This window comes from Caballeronia sp. LP006, assembly GCF_031450995.1.
Classification (GTDB): Bacteria; Pseudomonadota; Gammaproteobacteria; order Burkholderiales; family Burkholderiaceae; genus Caballeronia.
Genome location: NZ_JARTVW010000004.1, coordinates 1,335,160 through 1,354,500 on the forward strand (window position 1 = coordinate 1,335,160; position 19,341 = coordinate 1,354,500).

A 19,341-nucleotide genomic window follows, 5' to 3' on the forward strand; every position below is an offset into this window, starting at 1 on the left:
CGTGCCGCGCTTGGCATGGATATTGAGTCAACCTTCCGACGAACGGTGCTGGCCGGCTAGCAAGGCCGCATCATGAAGCGCCGAAGCAACGAGCCAGCCCGCGGCGCCGCTGTGCTCGGCAACCACGAGATCATCACGATGACGAATGCCGCCCGCGCCAATGAGTTCGCGCGAACCCGCGAGCGCCTTTACTGCGGCGAACGTGGTCAAGTCCGGTCCCGCGAGCGCGCCGACCTGATCGAGCGTCATGACGATGACGCGCGACGGCCACCAGTCGCTGCCCGAAGGCGTCGACCCGAGCGCGCGGCCTGCGTGATAGTCGAGCGAGAGGATCGGGTCATGGTTTGCGGCAAGGGCTTCTTCGAGGGCGTTCGGATCGAGCAGGCTTTCGGTGCCGAACACAGGGACGACACGAGAACGGGAGGACGAGCGCCTGAATGAAGCGATGCGCTCGAACAAGGCCTGCATCGGCATGAAGCCGGTATAGCCTGCATCGAGCCAGATGGAAACGCCGTCGCCCAAAGCATCGCAAATGGCGGCTAGCACAGGCGCGTGATCGCCGCGCTCGAGGATCGCGCCGAGGTCCGCGATGTAGAGCGTGCGTGAGCCGGTCGCGTGGATCAGCGCGGTGGCGACATCGACGGGTGCGCTCGTCGTGCACAACGAGGACCGGATGGGCCGATAGCCTGAGCGTTCGCCGCGCACCGCGCGCACCGCGTGGCCGTCGAGCAGATCGAGAACGGGTATCACCTGCATGGATGGCTTTCCTTTGACCAAGATCTTTGTGTTCGAGTATCTCACTGGCGGCGGCATCGATCCCGATGTCGCGGGCGCGGGCAGTCTTGCGGACCTGAGTGCGCTGATCGTCGAGGGCCGCGTGATGCGCGACGCCATCGCAGCCGATCTGCGCGCGTTGCCGGGCATCGACGTGACCATCGCGAGTTCGCGCTTCGAGCATGTCGATGCCGCCTACGCGCACTGCAAGGCCGAGCCGGGCGAATCCGTCACGCGCTTCGTCGCCCGCATGGCGCGCGCCAACGACTACGCGTGCATCATCGCGCCCGAATGCGATGGTTTGCTGCTGCGTCTTTTCGATGCCGTGGGCGCCGCGCGCTGGCTTGGCTGCGCGAAGGAAACGATTCGCGCGGCATCGAGCAAGAGCGCGACGGCCGCTTGTCTCGCGGCGCGCGGCATCGCGGTCACGCCCGCACTCGATCCCGACGATGCATCGCCTGACGACGCATGCCGCTGGGTCGTCAAGCCAGATGACGGCGCAGGCGGCCTCGATACCTACGTCTACGGCGAACTCGACGCCGCCCGCGCCGAATACCAAGCGCGCGCGGAAGCAGGCCGCAATCCCGTGCTTCAGGCGTGGGTCGACGGTGAACCGCTCAGCGTCTCGCTGATTTGCGACGACGAAGGCGCGCGCGTGGTCTCGATCAACCGCCAGAACATCGGGCTTTCGCATGCGGCCGGTAAGCACATCGTCCAGTTCGATGGCGTCGATGTAAACCGTATCGATCGGCATGGGCCGCAAGGGCGCGCGCTCGAACGGCTCGCGCTACGTGTGGCGGAAGCGTTTCCGGGGCTGCGTGGCTTCGCGGGCATCGACGTTGTCTGGAACCCGGCGTGCGGGCCCGTGGTCATCGAAGTCAACCCGCGTTTGACGGTTGCTTACGCAGGTTTGAGCCACGCGCTCTCGCGCAATCTCGCGGCGGAACTGCTCGCGGCGCATCACGTCGCGGGTTTTGCGGATGAACGCGATTCGGGTCCGTTGCGCGCCTGTCAGGGAGCGTCCTGATGACGCATCGGCAAGCGCCGGTTTTCGGCTGGGACGTAGGTGGCGCGCACGTCAAGGTGTCGATGACGACCCGCGAGAGCGGACTCGCCGATGTCGCGCAATGGGCGTGTCCGTTGTGGCAGGGCATGACGCATCTCGAACGCGCCATCGATCACGTGTTCGAACGCTGGCCCGATGCCGCGCATGCTTCGGCGCGTCACGCGGTCACGATGACAGGCGAAATGGTCGATCTCTTCAGCGACCGCGCCGAGGGCGTGCGCACGCTCACGCGCACCCTTGCGCAGCGGCTCGGCCCGCGCACGCTGTTCTACGCGGGCGAAGCAGGCTGGCTCGCGCGCTCTGCCTGCGCGGATGGCTGGCGCAAGGTGGCATCGGCGAACTGGCTTGCGACCGCGCAATGGGTCGCGTCGTGCGTGCCGAATGCGGTGCTCGTCGATATCGGCAGCACGACCACGGACATCATTCCCATCGTGGCGGGACGCGTGGTTGCGCGCGGCTCGAACGACGCCGAGCGGCTCGTGAGCGGCGAGCTCGTTTATCAGGGTGTCGTGCGCACGCCCTTGTGCGGCGTTGCGCAACGTATCGCATTTCGTGGCGAGACCACCGGCGTGATGAACGAATGGTTCGCGACTTCCGCCGATGTGTATCGCCTGACCGGCGAACTGTGGCCGCAACACGATCAGCATGCAAGCGCCGACAACGGTCCGAAGACCGAGGCCGCGAGCCGCACGCGCATTGCGCGGATGATCGGCCGCGATGCAGCCGACGCGAGCGATGCCGAATGGCGCCGCTTCGCGCACGCGTGGCGCCACGAACAGTTGCGCACGCTCGAAACGAACCTTGCGCGCGTGAGTGCGCAGCATGAAGCGCTGGCTCGTGCACCGATCGTCGGTGCGGGCTGTGGGCGCTTCCTCGCCACGGCACTGGCGCGTCAGGAGGCGCGCGGTTATATCGATTTTGCGCGGCTGGCTGGTGTGGATGACAACGACACCGAGCGTGCCGAATGGGTTTCGACGTGCGCGCCGAGCGTGGCCGTGGGCTTGCTCGCGGCATCGGCGACGGAGCGTGCGACGGCGGGCAGCGTCATGGCATCGACGTGATGGACAGGCGACAAAGAAGAGCGGCGACGAACCGGGTGCGTGGCCCGGCGGCGGCATGAAAGCGGTCAATCTCGAACGAGGAGAACGGCCATGTGGGTGGTGAAGATCGGGGGTAGCCTGAGTCACGACCCTGCGCTGCGCGAGTGGCTGACGCAGCTATGGGAAGTGGGTGGCGGGCGGGTCGTGATCGTTCCGGGCGGCGGCGATTTTGCCGATGCCGTGCGGCAGTATCAAAGCGAATGGCATTTCGATGACCTGGCGGCACACAACATGTGTCTGCTCGCCATGGCGCAGTACGCCATTCTCATGCAAGGCGTGGCGCCTGAGCTCGTGCTGGCGTCGAACGAGGAACGCATCCGGCGCGCATTGCGCGATGGCCGCGTGGCGGTGTGGGTGCCAACCGATCTCATGCGCTCCACGCCCGACTCGATGACCAACTGGGACACGACTTCCGACAGTCTCGCCGCATGGCTTTCAGCACGACTCAATGCGGAGCGGCTGATGATCGTGAAGTCATGCGATGTCGAAGCGAACGCGCCCTTGGAGACGCTCGCAAACGAGGGCATCGTGGACAAGCGCTTTCCGGCCTATGTGCGCGATGCCAACTACGTCGTGGAGATTTTCAGCAAGGGCGATGTGAACGTCATGCGCGACAGGCTCTTGAATCTCGCTGTCTGATGCCTCGAATGCCCGGCGCTTTTATTCCAGGCGCCGGGAATGCATGCGTCAAAGCGTGAGCGCGCGTTCGCCGTGCAGCGCATTGACCCATCGCGTCACGCGCAGCGGATCGAGTCGTCCCGCGCGGCCGGCGTTCTCATCGCATAACGCGCCGCGAACGCCCGCGATATCGGGCCTCAACGAACGGATGCGTTCGAGATCGTTCCATCCGAGCGAACCCGCGAGCGCGGTCATGCCGCCGCGTCTGCGCATGATGGCCATGCACTCCGCGAGCACGGTGACATCGACACAATCGAACAGCGTGCGTCCGTCCTTGTGAGCGGTATCGAAGACGATACCCACGAAGCCGAGTTGCACGGCGAGCGCCGCGAGCGAACGGTCCACGCCTTCGTCGGAGAGCAGCACGGGCACCACGGCCGCTGGCAAGCCCGCCAGATGACGCAAACATTCGGCCGCACCGGGCCCGGCGTTCACGCCGACCTTCACGTAATCGACGCCCGCCGCGGCGACGTCGAGCACACGCGTGGTGATCTCATCGAGTGCGTCGTTGGGCAAGTCGCCGATAGTGGCGCTGATCGGCCGTACCGCGTAACGCGCGCGCAACGCGCCAACGATGCGCGCGATTTCATCGACATTCACACCGCCCAGCGCGCCCGCGTCCGGTTCCTTCAAATCGATCAGTTCCGCGCCTGCCTGCGCGGCATCGAATGCTTCATCGGCCGAGCGGACGCTCGCGAGCAATGCGGTCATGGTCAGACTCCAAGGGGGTGCTTCAGAGAGTAATCAGGAACCAAGGGCCGACGTGCTGAGCGCCCTGGCGCGATATTCATCGATAGCCTGCAAGAGCCAGTTCCATGCCGTGCGTTCCGCATCGCCCGCGGTCTTGTCGATGGCAATGCGCAGATAAGCGATCTCGCTATCCACCTTCTCCGGCGGCAACATGAAAAGCCGGCTCACGAGCACCGCGCCTTCGACGACTGCCGCTTGAGCGCGATTGAAACCCGCGAACGGCGCATGCGTTTCGCGATAGACGCATTCCATGCGCAGCACGGGACGCGTCTCGTCCTCGCTCATATCGGCGAGTCGCAGTTCGGTATGCGCAAGCGTGTCGGCGAGCCGCACGCTCGGCACCGCATTGGCCGGAACCGTGGGCCAGTCGCGCGCGATGCCGGTAACACAGCCAGAAAACACGCGCACGTCCGTCGTGAAGTTGATGACGGCGCTGCGTGTGGCGATGACATTGTCGAGTGTGGTGGACGGCCTGAAAGGCGCAAGGATCGCGAGGCCGTCTTCGAAACGCACGCCCATGGGCGCGATGTGCGGCCGGCCATCGCTATTCGCTGTCGTGACGATGGTCTCGTAGATCATGGCGGCGCGCGTCGTTCGGTTGTTCATAACCGCACGGGCGAGCCGCATCGTTCTTCGAACTTCGAGCGATGCAGCGCCGTGCGGGTTCATCCGCCTTTAGCGGGTGGCGATATACATCGTGATTTCAAAACCAAAACGCATATCGGTGAAGCTGGGCGTGGTCCATTGCATAGTCGATCCTCCAGTAATGACGGTGGTTGCCTCGCTTGCACGTCTGACGGATGCATTCGTCACACAGCCGGGAGACGCCGGCGCGAATGGTTCACGCAAGCGTCATGCCATGCGTGCCGTGACGCCGGCAAATAGCACGGCCGGGCGGCAAAAGGCATTGCAAGCCGGCACTGTGACAAAAACGCAGCAAAGTGTTCCATCGGCGTGGCGAGGCTTCGCGAACGGGACAGTAGATAAGGGATTGCTTAGCCTCGTGCAAGTTAATCGTGAATTCCTTTCTGAAAGCCGCGAGCCTACTCTGCATTCACAGCAGGCGAACACAACAGCGCGGCGGGCGCCATCGAGCGAACGTCCTCTCATCTCCACTGTCGAGGAAACGGAATGAACGACTTCAACAAGGCTGCTGTAGAGGCAGCGCGCAATCCGTCCGATCCGCGCTCGCGTTATGCGGCCGGCGTCATGAAGTATCGCGAGATGGGTTACTGGCAGCCCGATTACGTGCCGAAGGATACGGATGTCATCGCGCTCTTTCGCATCACACCGCAAGCGGGTGTCGATCCTGAAGAAGCCGCGGCAGCCGTTGCGGGCGAATCGTCGACGGCGACGTGGACGGTGGTCTGGACCGACCGTCTCACCGCTTGCGACATGTACCGCGCAAAGGCGTATCGCGTGGAACCCGTGCCCAATGCACGCGCCGACGATCCGCAATACTTCGCGTATATCGCTTACGACCTCGATCTGTTCGAGGAGGGGTCCGTGGCGAATCTCACGGCATCGATCATCGGCAACGTCTTCGGCTTCAAGCCTTTAAAGGCGCTGCGGCTCGAAGACATGCGCATTCCGGTTGCGTATCTGAAGACGTTTCAAGGGCCGCCGACGGGCATCGTCGTCGAGCGTGAACGGCTCGACAAATACGGACGCCCGTTGCTCGGCGCGACCGTCAAGCCCAAGCTCGGCCTCTCGGGCAAGAACTATGGACGCGTGGTCTATGAAGGTCTGAAGGGCGGCCTGGACTTCCTGAAAGACGACGAGAACATCAACTCGCAAGCCTTCATGCACTGGCGCGACCGCTACCTCTTCGCAATGGAAGCCGTGGCGCGCGCACAAGCCGAGACCGGCGAAGTGAAGGGCCACTATCTCAACGTCACCGCGGGCACGATGGAAGACATGTACGAACGCGCGGAGTTCGCCAAGGAACTCGGCTCGTGCATCGTGATGATCGATCTCGTGATCGGCTGGACCGCCATTCAGTCGATGTCGAAATGGGCGCGCAGAAACGACATGATTCTGCATCTGCATCGCGCGGGGCATGGCACTTATACGCGGCAACGCAATCACGGCATCTCGTTTCGCGTGATCGCGAAATGGTTGCGCATGGCGGGCGTCGATCATGCGCATGCGGGCACGGCGGTAGGCAAGCTCGAAGGCGATCCGCTCTCCGTGCAGGGCTATTACAACGTGCTGCGCGAGTCGCGTAACGAAGTGGACTTGTCGCGCGGCATCTTCTTCGATCAACCGTGGGCCGGTTTGCGCAAGGTCATGCCGGTGGCGTCGGGCGGCATTCATGCGGGACAGATGCATCAGCTGCTCGACCTCTTCGGCGACGACGCCATTCTGCAGTTCGGCGGCGGGACCATCGGGCATCCGCAAGGCATACAGGCGGGCGCCGTGGCGAATCGCGTGGCGCTCGAAGCGATGGTCAAGGCGCGCAATGAAGGGCGCGACATCGTCAACGAGGGCATGGACATTCTCGAAGCCGCCGCGCGCTGGTGCACGCCGCTCAAGGCCGCGCTCGATACGTGGCGCGACGTGACCTTCAACTATGCATCCACCGATACGCCCGACTACGCGGTGTCGGCGACGCCTGCCTGACGCATCTCATCTTCAAGGGAATCAGACCATGAAACTGACTCAGGGAACGTTCTCGTTTCTTCCTCCGCTGACCGATGAAGAAATCTCCTCGCAGATCAACTACGCGCTCGATCAGGGCTGGGCTTGTTCGGTGGAGTACACCGACGACCCGCATCCGCGCAATACGTACTGGGAGATGTGGGGCTTGCCCATGTTCGACCTGCACGATGCAGCAGGCGTGATGATGGAAGTCAACGCCTGCAGGAAGACGTATCCGCAGCAGTACATCAAGGTCAATGCGTTCGATTCGGTGCGCGGCTTCGAGACCATGCGGCTTTCGTTCATCGTCAACCGGCCATCCGACGAGAAGGGCTTCCGGCTCGAACGTCAGGACGTGCATGGCCGCGTGCAGCGCTATTCGATCCGCACTTATGCCACCGACAGACCCGCGGGCGATCGCTATTGAGCGAGGAGGCAGTCACCATGAGCGCAGAAGCCACGCTCGAAGAACGGTTGAACCTCGAAGCGCAGCCGCAGCCCGGCGCCGACCTCATGGCGCTGTATCGCGAATCGCGCATCGGCGAAGTGCTGGCGGAGCTGGATCGCGACCTCATTGGCCTCGCGCCCGTGAAGACGCGCATCCGCGAGATCGCGGCGCATCTGCTGGTGGAGCGTGCGCGCGAAACGTTAGGCATCGCGTCCGGTGCGCCCACGCTGCATATGTGCTTCTCGGGTAACCCCGGCACGGGGAAGACGACCGTTGCCATGCGCATGGCGCAGGTCTTGCACAGACTCGGTTATATCCGCCGCAATCACCTGGTTTCGGTGACGCGCGACGATCTGGTCGGTCAATACATAGGACATACCGCGCCGAAGACGCGTGAAGTGCTCAAGCGCGCGATGGGTGGCGTGCTGTTCATCGATGAAGCGTATTACCTTTATCGCCCGGAGAACGAGCGCGATTACGGGCAGGAAGCGATCGAGATTCTGCTGCAGACCATGGAGAACCAGCGTGACGATCTCGTCGTGATTCTCGCGGGTTACGAAGGACGCATGGAGACGTTCTTTCAAAGCAATCCCGGCTTTCGTTCGCGCATTGCGCATCACATTGCGTTTCCCGACTATGCGCCCGACGAGCTCTTGCAGATCGCCGAGCACATGCTTTCGTCGATGCATTACCGCTTCGACGGCGACGCGCGCCGCGCCTTCGAAGACTATCTTTCGCGCCGGATCGCGCTGCCGAATTTCGCCAACGCGCGTTCGGTACGCAATGCGCTCGACCGCGCGCGTCTGCGTCAGGCGAATCGCTTGTTTGCCGCGGCCGAACGCGGCAGCGGTCCCGCCGACGCTAACGCATTGATGCAGCTCGACGCGAGCGATATCCGCGCGAGCCGCGTGTTTGCCGAATCCCAACCCTAGAAGGAGAGCGCGATGCAGGACGGACGCACGACCTTATCGAAGTTTCTGATCGACACGCTCGACCGCAAGCCTGGCCCCGATGCCGCAAGCGGGCTCTCGGCCTTGCTGATCGACGTCGCTGCATCCATCAAGACGATCGCGGCAGCGCTCACGCGCGGGGCGCTCGGCGGGCAGCACGGATCGGCGTCGAGCATCAACCTGCATGGCGAAGAGCAGAAGAAGCTCGACCTCGTGACCAACGACATCTTCCTGCAGCATTGCGAATGGGACGGTCTGCTCGCGGGTATGGTGTCGGAGGAAATGGACGGTGTCTATGCAATTCCCGAAACGTATCCGCGCGGCGAATATCTGCTGGCCTTCGATCCGCTCGATGGCTCGTCGAACATCGATATCAATGGCGTGGTCGGTTCCATCTTCTCCGTGTTGAGAAAGAACAGCGCCGACAACGTCATCACCGATGAAGCCGCGTTCCTGCAACCCGGCCGCGAGCAAGTTGCGGCAGGCTACGCGATCTACGGTCCGGCGACCATGCTCGTGATCTCCGTCGGCAATGGCACGCACGGCTTTACGCTCGAGCGCGACGTCGGCAACTTCGTGCTCACGCATTCCGAGATCCGCATTCCCGAGGATTCATGCGAGTTCGCGATCAACGCATCGAACGAACGCTTCTGGGAGCCGCCGGTGCGCCGTTACGTGCAGGAATGCAAGGACGGCAGAACGGGCTGTCGCGGCCAGGACTTCAACATGCGCTGGATTGCGTCGATGGTCGCGGAGGTGCATCGCATTCTCATGCGCGGCGGCGTGTTCATGTATCCGCGCGATTTCAAGACGCCTGCAATGGAAGGCCGTTTGCGTCTGCTCTATGAAGCGAACCCGATGAGTTTCTTGATCGAAAAGGCGGGTGGACTATCGACCACGGGTCGCGAGCGCATTCTCGATCTCACGCCGCGCGCGCTGCATCAACGCGTGCCGGTCATTCTGGGATCGCGCAATGAAGTCGCGCGCATTCATCGCTACCACGGCGAGCACGACCGGGGCGAAGACAAGCCGTTTTCGTCACCACTTTTCAACGAGCGCTCGCTGTTCCTGCCGGAGACGCCCGCTTAAAAACGGTTGCAAGCGCACAGAACACATGGATGGCTCGGCTATACATAAGACCGGAGCAGGCGCTTCGATGTGCGCTTCGGTCAACAGGGAGGCAAGCGCATGTCAACCAAACATCCGATCGTCGCCGTGACCGGTTCGAGCGGCGCCGGCACGACCACTGTCATGAAGAGTTTCACGCATATCTTCAGACGCGAGCGCATCAACGCGCAGATCGTCGAGGGCGATGCGTTTCATCGTTACGATCGCCTCGGCATGCGCGAAGCCTTGAAGCAAAGCGAGCGCGACGGTCTGCAGAACTTCAGTCATTTCGGACCCGAAGCCAACCTGCTCGAAGAACTGCAGCAGTTGTTCGCGACCTATGGTGAAACGGGCGGCGGCAAGTTTCGCCGCTACATCCACGACGACGCCGAAGCCGCGCGCTTCAAACAGGACGCGGGCACCTTCACGCCCTGGGAAGACGTCACGGCGGATACCGATCTGATGTTCTACGAAGGGCTGCATGGCGGCGTGGTGACCGACAAGGTGGATGTCGCGCGTCACGCCGATCTTCTCGTGGGCGTGGTGCCCATCATCAATCTCGAATGGATTCAGAAGCTGCATCGCGATCAGAACCTGCGTGGCTATTCGCACGAAGCCGTGGTCGACACGATCCTGCGCCGCATGCCCGATTACGTGAACTACATTTGTCCGCAGTTTTCGCATACGCACGTGAACTTCCAGCGCGTGCCGACCGTGGATACATCGAATCCGTTCACGGCACGCGAGATTCCGCAGGCCGACGAAAGCTTCGTCGTGATTCGCTTCGCGCGGCCCAAGGGCATCGACTTCCCTTATCTGCTGACCATGCTGCACGACTCTTTCATGTCGCGGCCCAACGTGATCGTCGTGCCGGGAGGCAAGATGGGACTCGCCATGCAACTCATCTTCACGCCGATGATTCTGCAGCTGCGCGACCGACGCGCGCGCGCTTAAAGATTTCCCACCATTGCATCGAAGGAGGCCGCTCATGAGCGCCGTCGCTGAAGCTTTGCCCAAAGCGCGTCACACACCCGACATTCGACAGATGGCCAACGCGCTGCGCATGCTCGCGGTCGATGCGGTCCAGCAAGCGAACTCGGGACATCCCGGCATGCCGATGGGCATGGCGGAGATTGCCGTCGCGCTGTGGGGCCGTCATCTGAAGCACAATCCCGCGGACCCCGACTGGCCGGATCGCGACCGCTTCGTTTTATCGAACGGTCATGGTTCCATGCTGCTCTATGCGCTCCTGCATCTCACCGGCTACGACTTGCCGATAGAAGAACTGAAACGCTTCCGGCAGATGGGCAGCAAGACGCCGGGACATCCGGAAGTGGGCGTGACGCCCGGTGTCGAAACCACGACGGGACCACTCGGGCAAGGACTCGCGAATGCGGTCGGCATGGCGCTCGCCGAGGCTTTGCTTGCGCGCGAGTTCAATCGGCCGGGGCATGAGATCGTCGATCATCGCACGTATGTTTTCGCGGGCGATGGCTGTCTAATGGAAGGCATTTCGCACGAAGCGGCATCGCTTGCGGGCACATTGGGTCTGAACAAGCTCGTCGTGCTGTACGACGACAACGGCATCTCCATCGACGGTCATGTGCAGGGCTGGTTCACCGACGACACCCCGCAACGCTTCGCCGCTTACGGATGGAACGTGCTGCGCGCAGTCGATGGCCACGACGCCGATGCGGTCTCGCATGCGCTGCAACAGGCGCGCGTATCGACGAAGCCGACGCTCATCTGTTGCAAGACCGTGATCGGCAAGGGCTCCCCGGCGATGTCCGGCACGCACGATGTCCACGGCGCGCCGCTCGGCACGCTAGAAGTCGAAGCGACGCGGCGCGCGCTCGACTGGCCGCATGCGCCATTCGAAATTCCCGCTTCGATACGCGAACGCTGGAATGCACGCGAAGCGGGCGCGGCGGCGCAAGAGAATTGGAACGCGCGTCTGCAGGCTTATCGCCGCGTGTATCCGGATGAAGCGGCGGAGTTTGAACGCCGTGCGCGCGGCGCGTTGCCCGCGAATTGGCGCGATTCGGCGCATGCACTCGTACGCGATGCCGACCGCGCCGGTCAGACGGTCGCGACGCGCAAGGCATCGCAGATAGCCATCGAAGGACTCGCGCGCGCGCTGCCTGAGCTGCTCGGCGGATCGGCGGATCTGACGGGCTCCAATCTCACGCGATGGAAGGACGCGAAAGACGTCGTATCGAACGGTGAAGATGGCATTGCGGGCAACTATATCCATTTCGGGGTGCGCGAATTCGGCATGAGCGCGGTGCTGAACGGCGTGGCGCTGCATAAAGGCTATCTGCCGTTCGGCGGCACGTTCCTCACGTTCTCCGACTACTCGCGTAACGCCTTGCGCATGGCCGCGTTGATGAAGACGCGCGCGGTGTTCGTCTTTACGCACGATTCGATCGGCCTTGGCGAGGACGGCCCGACGCATCAGCCTATCGAGCACGCCGCCACGTTGCGCATGATTCCCGGTCTCGATGTCTGGCGCCCGTGCGATACGGTCGAGACGGCGCAAGCGTGGATCAGCGCGGTCGAGCGCGACCGGCCTTCGTGTCTCTTGCTGTCGCGGCAGAACCTGCCTTTCGTGCCGCGCGATGAAGCGCAGATCGATGGTATAGAGCGCGGCGGTTATGTGCTCGTTGACTGGCCACCGACGAGCGAACGCGATGCGCGCCGCGTCGTGTTGATGGCGACCGGTTCGGAGGTGTCGCTGGCGCTCGCGGCGGTCGAGCCGCTGAAGGCGCAAGGCATCTTGGCGCGTGTGGTGTCGATGCCGTCCACCACCGTGTTCGACCGGCAGTGTCAGGTGTGGCGCGAGCGCGTGCTGCCCGAGGGCGTGCCGCGCGTGGCAATAGAAGCGGGCGTGACCGGATTCTGGCGGCAGTACGTCGGTTTGCAGGGCGGTGTGATCGGCATCGACCGGTTCGGCGAGTCCGCACCTGCGAGCGAACTGTTCGCGCATTTCGGTGTGACGACGGAAGCGCTAGTCGATGAAGCGAAGCGCGTCGCTGCCTGATTTCTATTCCCGCCAACGGAGACATGACGATGGCTTTTATCGCATTGAGACAATTGCTCGACCACGCGGCCGAGCACGATTACGGCGTGCCTGCGTTCAACGTCAACAACATGGAGCAGGTGCACGCGATCATGCAGGCCGCCGAGGCGACGCAAAGCCCGGTGATCCTGCAGGCGTCGGCGGGCGCGCGCAAGTATGCGGGCGAGACGTATCTGCGGCATCTGGTGCTGGCGGCCATCGAGGCGCATCCGGAGCTTCCGGTGGTGCTGCACCAGGATCACGGCGCGAGCCCTTCGGTGTGTCAGCAGGCGATCCGTTCCGGCTTCACGTCCGTGATGATGGACGGCTCGCTCATGCCGGACCAGAAGACGCCTGCGGACTACGACTACAACGTCGAGGTCAGCCGGCGCGTGGTGGATGCGGCGCATTCGGTCGGCGTATCGGTGGAAGGAGAACTGGGCTGCCTGGGTTCGCTCGAAACGGGCCTTGCGGGCGAAGAGGACGGCGTGGGCGCAAAGGGCGCGCTCAGTCACGACCGCTTGCTCACCGATCCCGATGAAGCGCGCGCCTTCGTCGAAGCGACGGGCATCGATGCGCTGGCGATTGCCATTGGCACGTCGCACGGCGCTTACAAGTTCAGCCGTCAGCCGACGGGCGATATTCTCGCGATAGACCGCGTCGCCGAGATACACGCGCGCATTCCGGATACGCATCTCGTGATGCATGGCTCGTCTTCGGTGCCGCAGGAGTGGCTGACGGTGATACGCGAGCACGGCGGCGAGATTGGTTCGACGTTCGGCGTGCCAGTCGAGGAGATACGGCGCGGGATTGCGAATGGCGTGCGCAAGGTCAATATCGACACGGACATTCGCCTTGCGATGACGGGCGCGATGCGTCGTGCGATGGCATCGGCGCGCTCGGAGTTCGATCCGCGTCACGCTTTGAAGGCGGCGACGGCGGCGGCGAGGGACTTATGTATCGAACGGTTCGAGGCGTTCGGGTGCGCGGGGCAGGCGGCGAGGATCAAGCCGATGGCGTTGGAGGCTATGGCGAGGCGGTATCACTGAGGGGCTGGTCAGTTGCGTGAATAGTCTCTGCTTTGGCTCTCAACCAAAGCAGAGACCGATCAAACGACGGTGACGCAGTCGTGGTACGGCGAGAGAAGTCGATCGGAGGTAATCAATCGCAGAAGCTCGCTCGCGGCTTGCGCGACCAGCAGACGATCAAAGGGATCGTAGTGAAAAAGCGGTAGGTCACGTACTGCAAGCGCATGCATATGACTCACGGTAAGTTCGGCATAAGCAAGGTCATCCACTCCGTTGAGGATTTGCTGCACACGCGGTTCAAGCTTGCCGCGAGCGGCTTTGATAGCCAGTTCCCAGATGCTTGCGGAACTGACGTAGATTTCAGTTGCATCTTCGATCAGACTGCGTGCCTTCTTTGGAAGCCGTCGGTCTTCGGTCACGGACCAGACATAGATGTGCGTATCGAGCAACAGTCGCATTACCGGCCCTCGAACGCGGCGAGTATGTCGTCGGGCAGCGGCGCAAGCAACGCTTCGGTTATCGCATCGACCTCTTCTTGCGAGATGAGTCCCTTCGCGATGCCAATCCTCCTGCCCTTGACTCGACGAATGCAGCTGAGCGTAAAGGACGGGCCCGAGTCGTCTTGTATTTCAACCCTTTCCCCCTTTAGCGCCAGCTCAATAAGTTGCGAAAAGTTAGCTTTAGCATATTCAATGCTGACGGTGTGCATCATGTTGTGCTCCGGATAACTAAGTTAGCGTTTCAACATGCTAGACGGTTTGAAACGCCTCGTCGATATGCCGAACAGCCAATTGGGAGCAACCTCATGCCGACCGAATCTCCGCCGGGCGAACCGGGCGCGGATGCCGCGACTTTCGCGCTCATCGCTACCGACGGCACGACCCGCACGCTCGACAGTCTCAAGGGCGAGCGCGGCCTCGTCATCGTGTTCATGTGCAATCACTGCCCGTATGTGAAAGCTGCGTTGCCAGGCCTCATCCGCGACGCCATCCAGCTACGTGAAACAGGCGTGAACGTCGTCGGCATCAACTCGAACGATGCAAGCGTCTACACCGACGACGATTTCGACGCCATGGTGCGCCTCGCCGAAGATCAACGCCTGCCGTTCCCGTATCTCTTCGATGAAACGCAGCAAGTCGCGCATGCATACGGCGCCGTCTGCACGCCGGAATGCTTCGGTTTCGACCATGAGCTGAAGCTGCGCTATCGCGGCAGAATCGATGCATCGCGCAAGGAACCGTTGCCCGATGCGCGCCGCGATCTCTACGAAGCCATGCGCGACATCGCGGTCCATGGCACCACACAGGCTCTGCAACTCCCCGCGCTCGGCTGCTCGATCAAATGGAAAGCGTCGTGACTCAGCGTTTTCTGGTGGGCCCGGGCGCATGCCACGCGCTCAAGTCCTCTTCGGGCCGATCTACCTCGCATCCCCAATCGAGCGGCTGATCCTGATCGAAGCGCTTGCCGAGTTGCCACGCGATCTCGGCCCGCGCGAGTTGCACGCCCATGTAGAACGCGTGTCCGCCATCGGCTTCGAGTTTGAGATCGGGATAAAGCGCGAACGGATCGATTGCAAGGCGATGCCCGTCGCGGTTGTAGACGTGAATGCCATCGGCGGAAACCTGCACGCGAAAGTTGGGGTCGCGCACCGCCGCCGCGAGCGCGCCGATCTCCTCGGCGTTATAAGGAAACGGCCGCTTCGAATGCAGCGCCGACAAGTCGCTCGATATGCCCTTCGGCAAGGTCTGTGTCTCACGCGCCGCATGCATCACGCGCCGCGCGACATCGGCTTCACGCACGGCGCGGCGGGCATGCAGACTCACGGAAGTGGTCAGCACGGCCGCGACGCGCAACTCCGCCGCCATGCCGAACAGCACGGCGTTGATGCCGCTCGTGTCCGCCTCGGTCAACTCGGTCACGTTGCCGACGCCCATCATGATCGGCACATCGGCGTAGCGTTCTCGCAGGCCTACATAGCGCGCAATGGATGCCGCGAGCCCGAACGGGATCGGATCGAGAATCGGATCGGCAAGAAACGGACGGCCGCGTTGCTGCATGACGTCGATGGCCGCATCGAGCGATGCCACGTCGAGCGGTTCGCGCGGCACGAGTATCGGCGTCGATGCCACTTCGTCGGCGACCCACAACGTATCCACATTCAGGCTCATCACGTAATCGGCGCCCGCGTGTCCGCCGCGCACGAGTTCATCGGTGAGCATGGAATCGACACTTACGCGAAAACCGCGTTCCTTGAGCATCGTTACCGCATCTTCCAGATGCGGAAACGGCGTCGCGGGCAGGCAACCGATATCGATTACATTCGCGCCCTGAGCCTGATAGTCAAGCGCGCGTGCCGCGATGCCATCGAGATCGAGACGCGGCGCATCGACGATCTCCGCGAAAATTTCCGTCTCGTAACGCGAGAGATCCACCTTTCGCGCCTCGCGGCCGAAGAACTGCGGCAAGTCCTTGACTTCCTCGGGACCGCGCTCGACCTTCACGCCGAAATGCGCGGAGAGCATGTCGAGGTCGCCACGGCATCGGCCGGGCACGATCACGCGGTGCGTGCCTTCGGTGAGCGGCGGCACCACGCGCCGGCGGATCATGTCGGCCGTCATCAGCCCCGCGACCTGCAAGCCGATTTCGCGCACTTCCCACGAAAATGGCGAGTCCTGATTCGAAGTCGGTGCGATGCCTTCCAGCACTTGATGAAGACTGCGTTCGGCGAGCCGCCCGGTCAGGAAGACGATGTGTTCCATGCGAGCTTCAGTTCGGATAGCCGTTGATCGAGAGCGTGGCGCAAGTCGTCGAGCGTGCGCGCGACCGTCGTGAGTTCGAAGCGCGCAAGCCGTTCGACGTTGTCGAATTCGATGGCGCGCGGCCGCAGTTCGACCCATTGACGCGGCGCATGCGTGATGACGCTCGGTTCCGTATCGCATGCATACACGATGCCCGGCACACACTGCTTACCGGCCTGCGCGAAGAGATTGGTCGGGAGCGTATCGGAGATGCCGAACGCGCACTTGGCGACGGTGTTGCTCGTTGCGGGCGCGATCACGACGGTGTGATAGTCGCCCTGATATAGCATGCCGACGGGCACGCTGCTCGCGCTGTTATCGCGAAACACGCGAAAGCGTTCGCGCAGTTTCGCGAGGGTCCAGCCGTAGAGGGGCAGCACTTCCTCGCCCGCGGACGACAAGAACATGTCGACGCCCGGCAAGCGCAGCGCAAGCTCGATGGATTCCTCGAGCATATGGCCGGAGCCCGTGACGCACCACGCAAAGCGCGCGTCGGCTTTGAATTCGTCGAGCCGGCGCGCGGGCGTGGGTTCGCTGGACCGTTCCGTCATGCGTCGGCTTGATCCGCTGCGTTGGGCGAGTCGTGCGACAACCTGATATGCAGACGATGCATCTTCCGGTACAACGTGTTGCGGCTGATGCCGAGCACCTTCGCCACGTTGCTCACGTTCCAGCGATGTTCGTCGAGCAATTGCAGCACGGTCTCGCGCTCACGCAACTGAATGGCGTTGAGCGTGGACGTATCGGCGTCTTCGGTGAGATGCGCGAACGTAGCGGCGACATTCGGCGTGCGCGGCGCGCTTTGCGTCGCGGTCTGCGCCGACACACCGTTGACGATTTCCGGCGGCAGATGCGCGCAGCGAATCTCGGGACCGTCGCACAACGCAATCGCCATTTGCAGCACATGCCGCAACTGCCGGATGTTGCCGGGCCACGCATAAGACAGCAGCGCCTGCCGCGCTTCGACGCTCAATGAAGGCGGCTCGGACGTTTCCGTTTCGAGGATATGGCAGATGAGCGCGAGCGCATCGGCCCGTTCGCGCAACGGCGGCAGATTGATCTCGATCCCGTTCAGCCGATAGTACAAGTCCTCGCGAAAGAGGCCGGTCTGCACGAGTTCGATCAGGTTTCTATGGCTCGCGCTGATGAGCTGAAAGTCCACCTTCACGGTGGTTTCAGCACCGAGCGGCGTCACCTCGTGCTCTTCCAGTACGCGTAAGAGACGCGCTTGCAGAGCGAGCGGCATGTCGCCGATTTCATCCAGAAACAGCGTGCCGCCATTGGCCTGCACGATCTTGCCGCGCCGGCCTTCGCGCTGCGCGCCGGTGAAAGCGCCCGCGCGATACCCGAACAACTCGCTCTCGATGAGATTCTCCGGCAACGATGCACAGTTCACCGCGACGAACGCACCCGACCCGTTCGGGCTGATGCTGTGCAGCGCATTGGCGAACACTTCCTTGCCGGTGCCGGTCTGGCCGCGCAGGATGATCGGAATCTTGCGCTGGATCACGCGCGCCGCAAGCTGAATCTGCGAAGCCATGCGCGGATCGCCGAATTCCAGATGCGAGAGTTTGTCGAGGCGGCCCGCGCCGGTGCTCGCGCCATCACGAACGTCGCGGACGTCCTGGGCATCGCGTTTCGGCGCTCTTACGCGCGATCCCGGCGCGGAAGAATCGCGCGTGACGGGATCGTTCAGGAGAATGCGGCTCGTGTCGCGCATGCCTTCGCGCGGCGTCTGCGCGGTCAGGAAAAAGCGCGTGTTGGCCTTCGCGCTGTACACGGTCACCGGATGAAACGAGCCGCGAATGCTGCGCGCGATCATGTCTTCGAGCGATGCGTTGAACGCTTCCTCGATGCGCTTGCCGTACAACTCCGCGGGCGAACGCAGGTCGAGCTGAAAGAGCGCGCTGCGGCTCGCGGCGAGCACCACGCCGTCGTCGCTGACAGCGAGCTTGCCCGCGTGCAGCGTGCCGACGAATTCCGGCCGGCTATGAAAATGAATCATGTTCGCGTGACGGTAGCGCGCATCGATCAAACGATTTTCGATCATCTGCCGCGACATGCCGACGAGCACCAGCGAATGCTGTTGCAGGAGCTTCGAGCGGCTCGTGACATCGAGCACGCCGACCACCGTGCCGCGATCGTCGAAGATCGGCGCGGCCGAACACGTGAGCGACGTATAGCGCGGATAGAAATGCTCGTGCTGGCACACGGCAATGCAGTCGCGTTCGATCAGGCACGTACCCATGCCGTTGGTGCCGGCTTCGCGCTCGCTCCACACGGCGCCCACGCGCAGGCCATCGGCGGCGACGGCCTCGCCGAACGGCACCGAGGACACCTGATGAACGATCACGCCGTCCGCATCGACGAGTACGACAGCGAGTTCGGGATCGGCCAGTTGCTGATAAAGCGTCGTCATCTCCAGCTTCGAGCACGCGATGAGGTCGCTCGCGGCCTCGCGGCGCTCGGTGAGTTCGCGCTGCGTGAGCACGGGTGGCATGACGAAATGGCCGGGGTCGAGCCTGAACTCCGTCAGGCAGCGCGTCCACGATTGCGCGACCGAAGCGCTGGTGCGGCGTGACGCCAGCGGATTGTTCACGATATTCAGCACTTCCCTGACATGCGTATCTACGTCTGCTAGCAACGACATGGGGCCGTGTCTCCGTGACGTCCGTTGCGGCTGCGCTCGTACGTGTTTACGCGTACGGCACAGCCGTCGAAAGTCGAATCTGTTGTGTTTTCCGCTGGCGCTGCGGGTCTCGCTACTCTATTGGTACTTGTATTTGCCGATCACCGCATGCGCGCGCCTCGTGGCCGTAGTGCCCGATCACCTTCAGTCGGCCAGCACGGTTCTCAAAAACTTTACATGCTCTGACGCATTGGTTCAATAAGTAGTCGCATTGGTTTAAGCGTTCTTGCCCGCTTCTTGCTTGGAGCTTACGGA

20 protein-coding genes are annotated in these 19,341 nt (G+C 62.8%); 11 read left to right on the top strand and 9 right to left on the bottom strand.

What is annotated here, in order from left to right; all coding sequences use genetic code 11:
• Nucleotides 1-27: 27 nt before the first annotated feature.
• Nucleotides 28-756, bottom strand: a complete 729-nt coding sequence (locus tag P9250_RS16160) for a HisA/HisF-related TIM barrel protein (RefSeq protein ID WP_309848354.1) — start codon at nt 754-756, stop codon at nt 28-30.
• Nucleotides 757-769: 13 nt separating this feature from the next.
• On the opposite strand from P9250_RS16160, the gene P9250_RS16165 reads away from it, so the two are divergent.
• From P9250_RS16165 to P9250_RS16175, 3 genes are all read left to right on the top strand, one after another.
• Entirely contained in the window at nt 770-1,801 is a 1,032-nt protein-coding gene (locus P9250_RS16165; protein ID WP_310394037.1) for an ATP-grasp domain-containing protein, read from the top strand.
• Nucleotides 1,801-2,901 (top strand): hydantoinase/oxoprolinase family protein, encoded by a 1,101-nt coding sequence (locus P9250_RS16170; protein ID WP_250510417.1) that lies wholly within the window; start codon nt 1,801-1,803, stop codon nt 2,899-2,901. Before P9250_RS16165 ends, P9250_RS16170 begins: the two co-directional genes overlap by 1 nt.
• Before the next feature lie 90 nt (nt 2,902-2,991).
• Nucleotides 2,992-3,579, top strand: a complete 588-nt coding sequence (locus P9250_RS16175) for an aspartate kinase (RefSeq protein ID WP_244828824.1) — start codon at nt 2,992-2,994, stop codon at nt 3,577-3,579.
• A gap of 48 nt (nt 3,580-3,627) precedes the next feature.
• Here P9250_RS16175 and P9250_RS16180 read toward each other — a convergent pair whose 3' ends face one another.
• From P9250_RS16180 to pqqA, 3 genes are all read right to left on the bottom strand, one after another.
• Complete coding sequence (locus tag P9250_RS16180; RefSeq protein WP_310394041.1) at nt 3,628-4,329, bottom strand: (5-formylfuran-3-yl)methyl phosphate synthase; 702 nt, start codon at nt 4,327-4,329, stop codon at nt 3,628-3,630.
• A gap of 33 nt (nt 4,330-4,362) precedes the next feature.
• The gene (locus P9250_RS16185; RefSeq protein ID WP_310394187.1) at nt 4,363-4,947 is read right to left on the bottom strand and encodes a DUF447 domain-containing protein; all 585 of its coding nucleotides are present in this window, start codon (nt 4,945-4,947) and stop codon (nt 4,363-4,365) included.
• A gap of 96 nt (nt 4,948-5,043) precedes the next feature.
• Nucleotides 5,044-5,118, bottom strand: a complete 75-nt coding sequence (pqqA, locus tag P9250_RS16190; protein WP_008354335.1) for a pyrroloquinoline quinone precursor peptide PqqA — start codon at nt 5,116-5,118, stop codon at nt 5,044-5,046.
• A 381-nt stretch (nt 5,119-5,499) separates the two neighbouring features.
• Here pqqA and P9250_RS16195 point away from each other — a divergent pair, with 381 nt between their 5' ends.
• The 7 genes from P9250_RS16195 to fba all read left to right on the top strand — a co-directional run bounded on the left by P9250_RS16195 (nt 5,500) and on the right by fba (nt 13,620).
• Nucleotides 5,500-6,990 (top strand): form I ribulose bisphosphate carboxylase large subunit, encoded by a 1,491-nt coding sequence (locus tag P9250_RS16195; RefSeq protein WP_244828822.1) that lies wholly within the window; start codon nt 5,500-5,502, stop codon nt 6,988-6,990.
• Nucleotides 6,991-7,018: 28 nt separating this feature from the next.
• The gene (locus tag P9250_RS16200) at nt 7,019-7,435 is read left to right on the top strand and encodes a ribulose bisphosphate carboxylase small subunit (RefSeq protein ID WP_244828821.1); all 417 of its coding nucleotides are present in this window, start codon (nt 7,019-7,021) and stop codon (nt 7,433-7,435) included.
• Nucleotides 7,436-7,452: 17 nt separating this feature from the next.
• A complete protein-coding gene (gene cbbX / locus P9250_RS16205) occupies nt 7,453-8,388 on the top strand; it encodes a CbbX protein (protein ID WP_310394044.1) in 936 nt (311 codons plus the stop codon).
• Nucleotides 8,389-8,400: 12 nt separating this feature from the next.
• Nucleotides 8,401-9,495, top strand: coding sequence for a class 1 fructose-bisphosphatase (locus tag P9250_RS16210; protein WP_310394046.1), 1,095 nt, complete (start codon nt 8,401-8,403; stop codon nt 9,493-9,495).
• Between the two features lie 99 nt (nt 9,496-9,594).
• On the top strand, nt 9,595-10,467 hold the full coding sequence (locus P9250_RS16215; RefSeq protein ID WP_244828818.1) for a phosphoribulokinase: 873 nt from the start codon (nt 9,595-9,597) through the stop codon (nt 10,465-10,467).
• 34 nt (nt 10,468-10,501) lie between these two features.
• Nucleotides 10,502-12,553 (top strand): transketolase, encoded by a 2,052-nt coding sequence (gene tkt / locus P9250_RS16220; RefSeq protein WP_310394048.1) that lies wholly within the window; start codon nt 10,502-10,504, stop codon nt 12,551-12,553.
• 29 nt (nt 12,554-12,582) lie between these two features.
• Nucleotides 12,583-13,620, top strand: coding sequence for a class II fructose-bisphosphate aldolase (gene fba / locus P9250_RS16225; RefSeq protein ID WP_310394051.1), 1,038 nt, complete (start codon nt 12,583-12,585; stop codon nt 13,618-13,620).
• A 59-nt stretch (nt 13,621-13,679) separates the two neighbouring features.
• Here the strand turns inward: fba and P9250_RS16230 are convergent, their stop codons facing one another.
• The gene (locus tag P9250_RS16230; RefSeq protein ID WP_250467541.1) at nt 13,680-14,057 is read right to left on the bottom strand and encodes a type II toxin-antitoxin system VapC family toxin; all 378 of its coding nucleotides are present in this window, start codon (nt 14,055-14,057) and stop codon (nt 13,680-13,682) included.
• Nucleotides 14,057-14,311, bottom strand: coding sequence for a type II toxin-antitoxin system Phd/YefM family antitoxin (locus tag P9250_RS16235; RefSeq protein ID WP_250493750.1), 255 nt, complete (start codon nt 14,309-14,311; stop codon nt 14,057-14,059). Before P9250_RS16235 ends, P9250_RS16230 begins: the two co-directional genes overlap by 1 nt.
• Nucleotides 14,312-14,404: 93 nt before the next feature.
• On the opposite strand from P9250_RS16235, the gene P9250_RS16240 reads away from it, so the two are divergent.
• Nucleotides 14,405-14,956 carry a thioredoxin family protein gene (locus P9250_RS16240; RefSeq protein ID WP_244828813.1) on the top strand — a complete coding sequence of 184 codons (552 nt, stop codon included), beginning with the start codon at nt 14,405-14,407 and terminating at the stop codon, nt 14,954-14,956.
• Nucleotide 14,957: 1 nt separating this feature from the next.
• On the opposite strand, the gene P9250_RS16245 is transcribed toward P9250_RS16240, so the two are convergent.
• The 3 genes from P9250_RS16245 to P9250_RS16255 are packed head-to-tail and all read right to left on the bottom strand — an operon-like array spanning nt 14,958 to nt 19,047.
• Nucleotides 14,958-16,358 (bottom strand): DUF6513 domain-containing protein, encoded by a 1,401-nt coding sequence (locus P9250_RS16245; protein WP_310394055.1) that lies wholly within the window; start codon nt 16,356-16,358, stop codon nt 14,958-14,960.
• A complete protein-coding gene (locus P9250_RS16250; RefSeq protein ID WP_250493747.1) occupies nt 16,337-16,948 on the bottom strand; it encodes a flavoprotein in 612 nt (203 codons plus the stop codon). Before P9250_RS16250 ends, P9250_RS16245 begins: the two co-directional genes overlap by 22 nt.
• Nucleotides 16,945-19,047, bottom strand: coding sequence for a sigma-54-dependent Fis family transcriptional regulator (locus P9250_RS16255; protein WP_244828810.1), 2,103 nt, complete (start codon nt 19,045-19,047; stop codon nt 16,945-16,947). The genes P9250_RS16250 and P9250_RS16255 overlap by 4 nt, the downstream gene beginning before the upstream one ends.
• Nucleotides 19,048-19,341 lie beyond the last annotated feature (294 nt).

Bases quoted from the DNA above. Each gene is read 5' to 3' on its own strand.
- P9250_RS16160 (WP_309848354.1), bottom strand. From the start codon at position 756: ATGCAGGTGATACCCGTTCTCGATCTGCTCGACGGCCACGCGGTGCGC.
- P9250_RS16170 (WP_250510417.1), top strand. From the start codon at position 1,801: ATGACGCATCGGCAAGCGCCGGTTTTCGGCTGGGACGTAGGTGGCGCG.
- P9250_RS16175 (WP_244828824.1), top strand. From the start codon at position 2,992: ATGTGGGTGGTGAAGATCGGGGGTAGCCTGAGTCACGACCCTGCGCTG.
- P9250_RS16180 (WP_310394041.1), bottom strand. From the start codon at position 4,329: ATGACCGCATTGCTCGCGAGCGTCCGCTCGGCCGATGAAGCATTCGAT.
- P9250_RS16185 (WP_310394187.1), bottom strand. From the start codon at position 4,947: ATGATCTACGAGACCATCGTCACGACAGCGAATAGCGATGGCCGGCCG.
- P9250_RS16195 (WP_244828822.1), top strand. From the start codon at position 5,500: ATGAACGACTTCAACAAGGCTGCTGTAGAGGCAGCGCGCAATCCGTCC.
- P9250_RS16200 (WP_244828821.1), top strand. From the start codon at position 7,019: ATGAAACTGACTCAGGGAACGTTCTCGTTTCTTCCTCCGCTGACCGAT.
- cbbX (WP_310394044.1), top strand. From the start codon at position 7,453: ATGAGCGCAGAAGCCACGCTCGAAGAACGGTTGAACCTCGAAGCGCAG.
- P9250_RS16210 (WP_310394046.1), top strand. From the start codon at position 8,401: ATGCAGGACGGACGCACGACCTTATCGAAGTTTCTGATCGACACGCTC.
- P9250_RS16215 (WP_244828818.1), top strand. From the start codon at position 9,595: ATGTCAACCAAACATCCGATCGTCGCCGTGACCGGTTCGAGCGGCGCC.
- tkt (WP_310394048.1), top strand. From the start codon at position 10,502: ATGAGCGCCGTCGCTGAAGCTTTGCCCAAAGCGCGTCACACACCCGAC.
- fba (WP_310394051.1), top strand. From the start codon at position 12,583: ATGGCTTTTATCGCATTGAGACAATTGCTCGACCACGCGGCCGAGCAC.
- P9250_RS16230 (WP_250467541.1), bottom strand. From the start codon at position 14,057: ATGCGACTGTTGCTCGATACGCACATCTATGTCTGGTCCGTGACCGAA.
- P9250_RS16235 (WP_250493750.1), bottom strand. From the start codon at position 14,311: ATGATGCACACCGTCAGCATTGAATATGCTAAAGCTAACTTTTCGCAA.
- P9250_RS16240 (WP_244828813.1), top strand. From the start codon at position 14,405: ATGCCGACCGAATCTCCGCCGGGCGAACCGGGCGCGGATGCCGCGACT.
- P9250_RS16245 (WP_310394055.1), bottom strand. From the start codon at position 16,358: ATGGAACACATCGTCTTCCTGACCGGGCGGCTCGCCGAACGCAGTCTT.
- P9250_RS16250 (WP_250493747.1), bottom strand. From the start codon at position 16,948: ATGACGGAACGGTCCAGCGAACCCACGCCCGCGCGCCGGCTCGACGAA.
- P9250_RS16255 (WP_244828810.1), bottom strand. From the start codon at position 19,047: ATGTCGTTGCTAGCAGACGTAGATACGCATGTCAGGGAAGTGCTGAAT.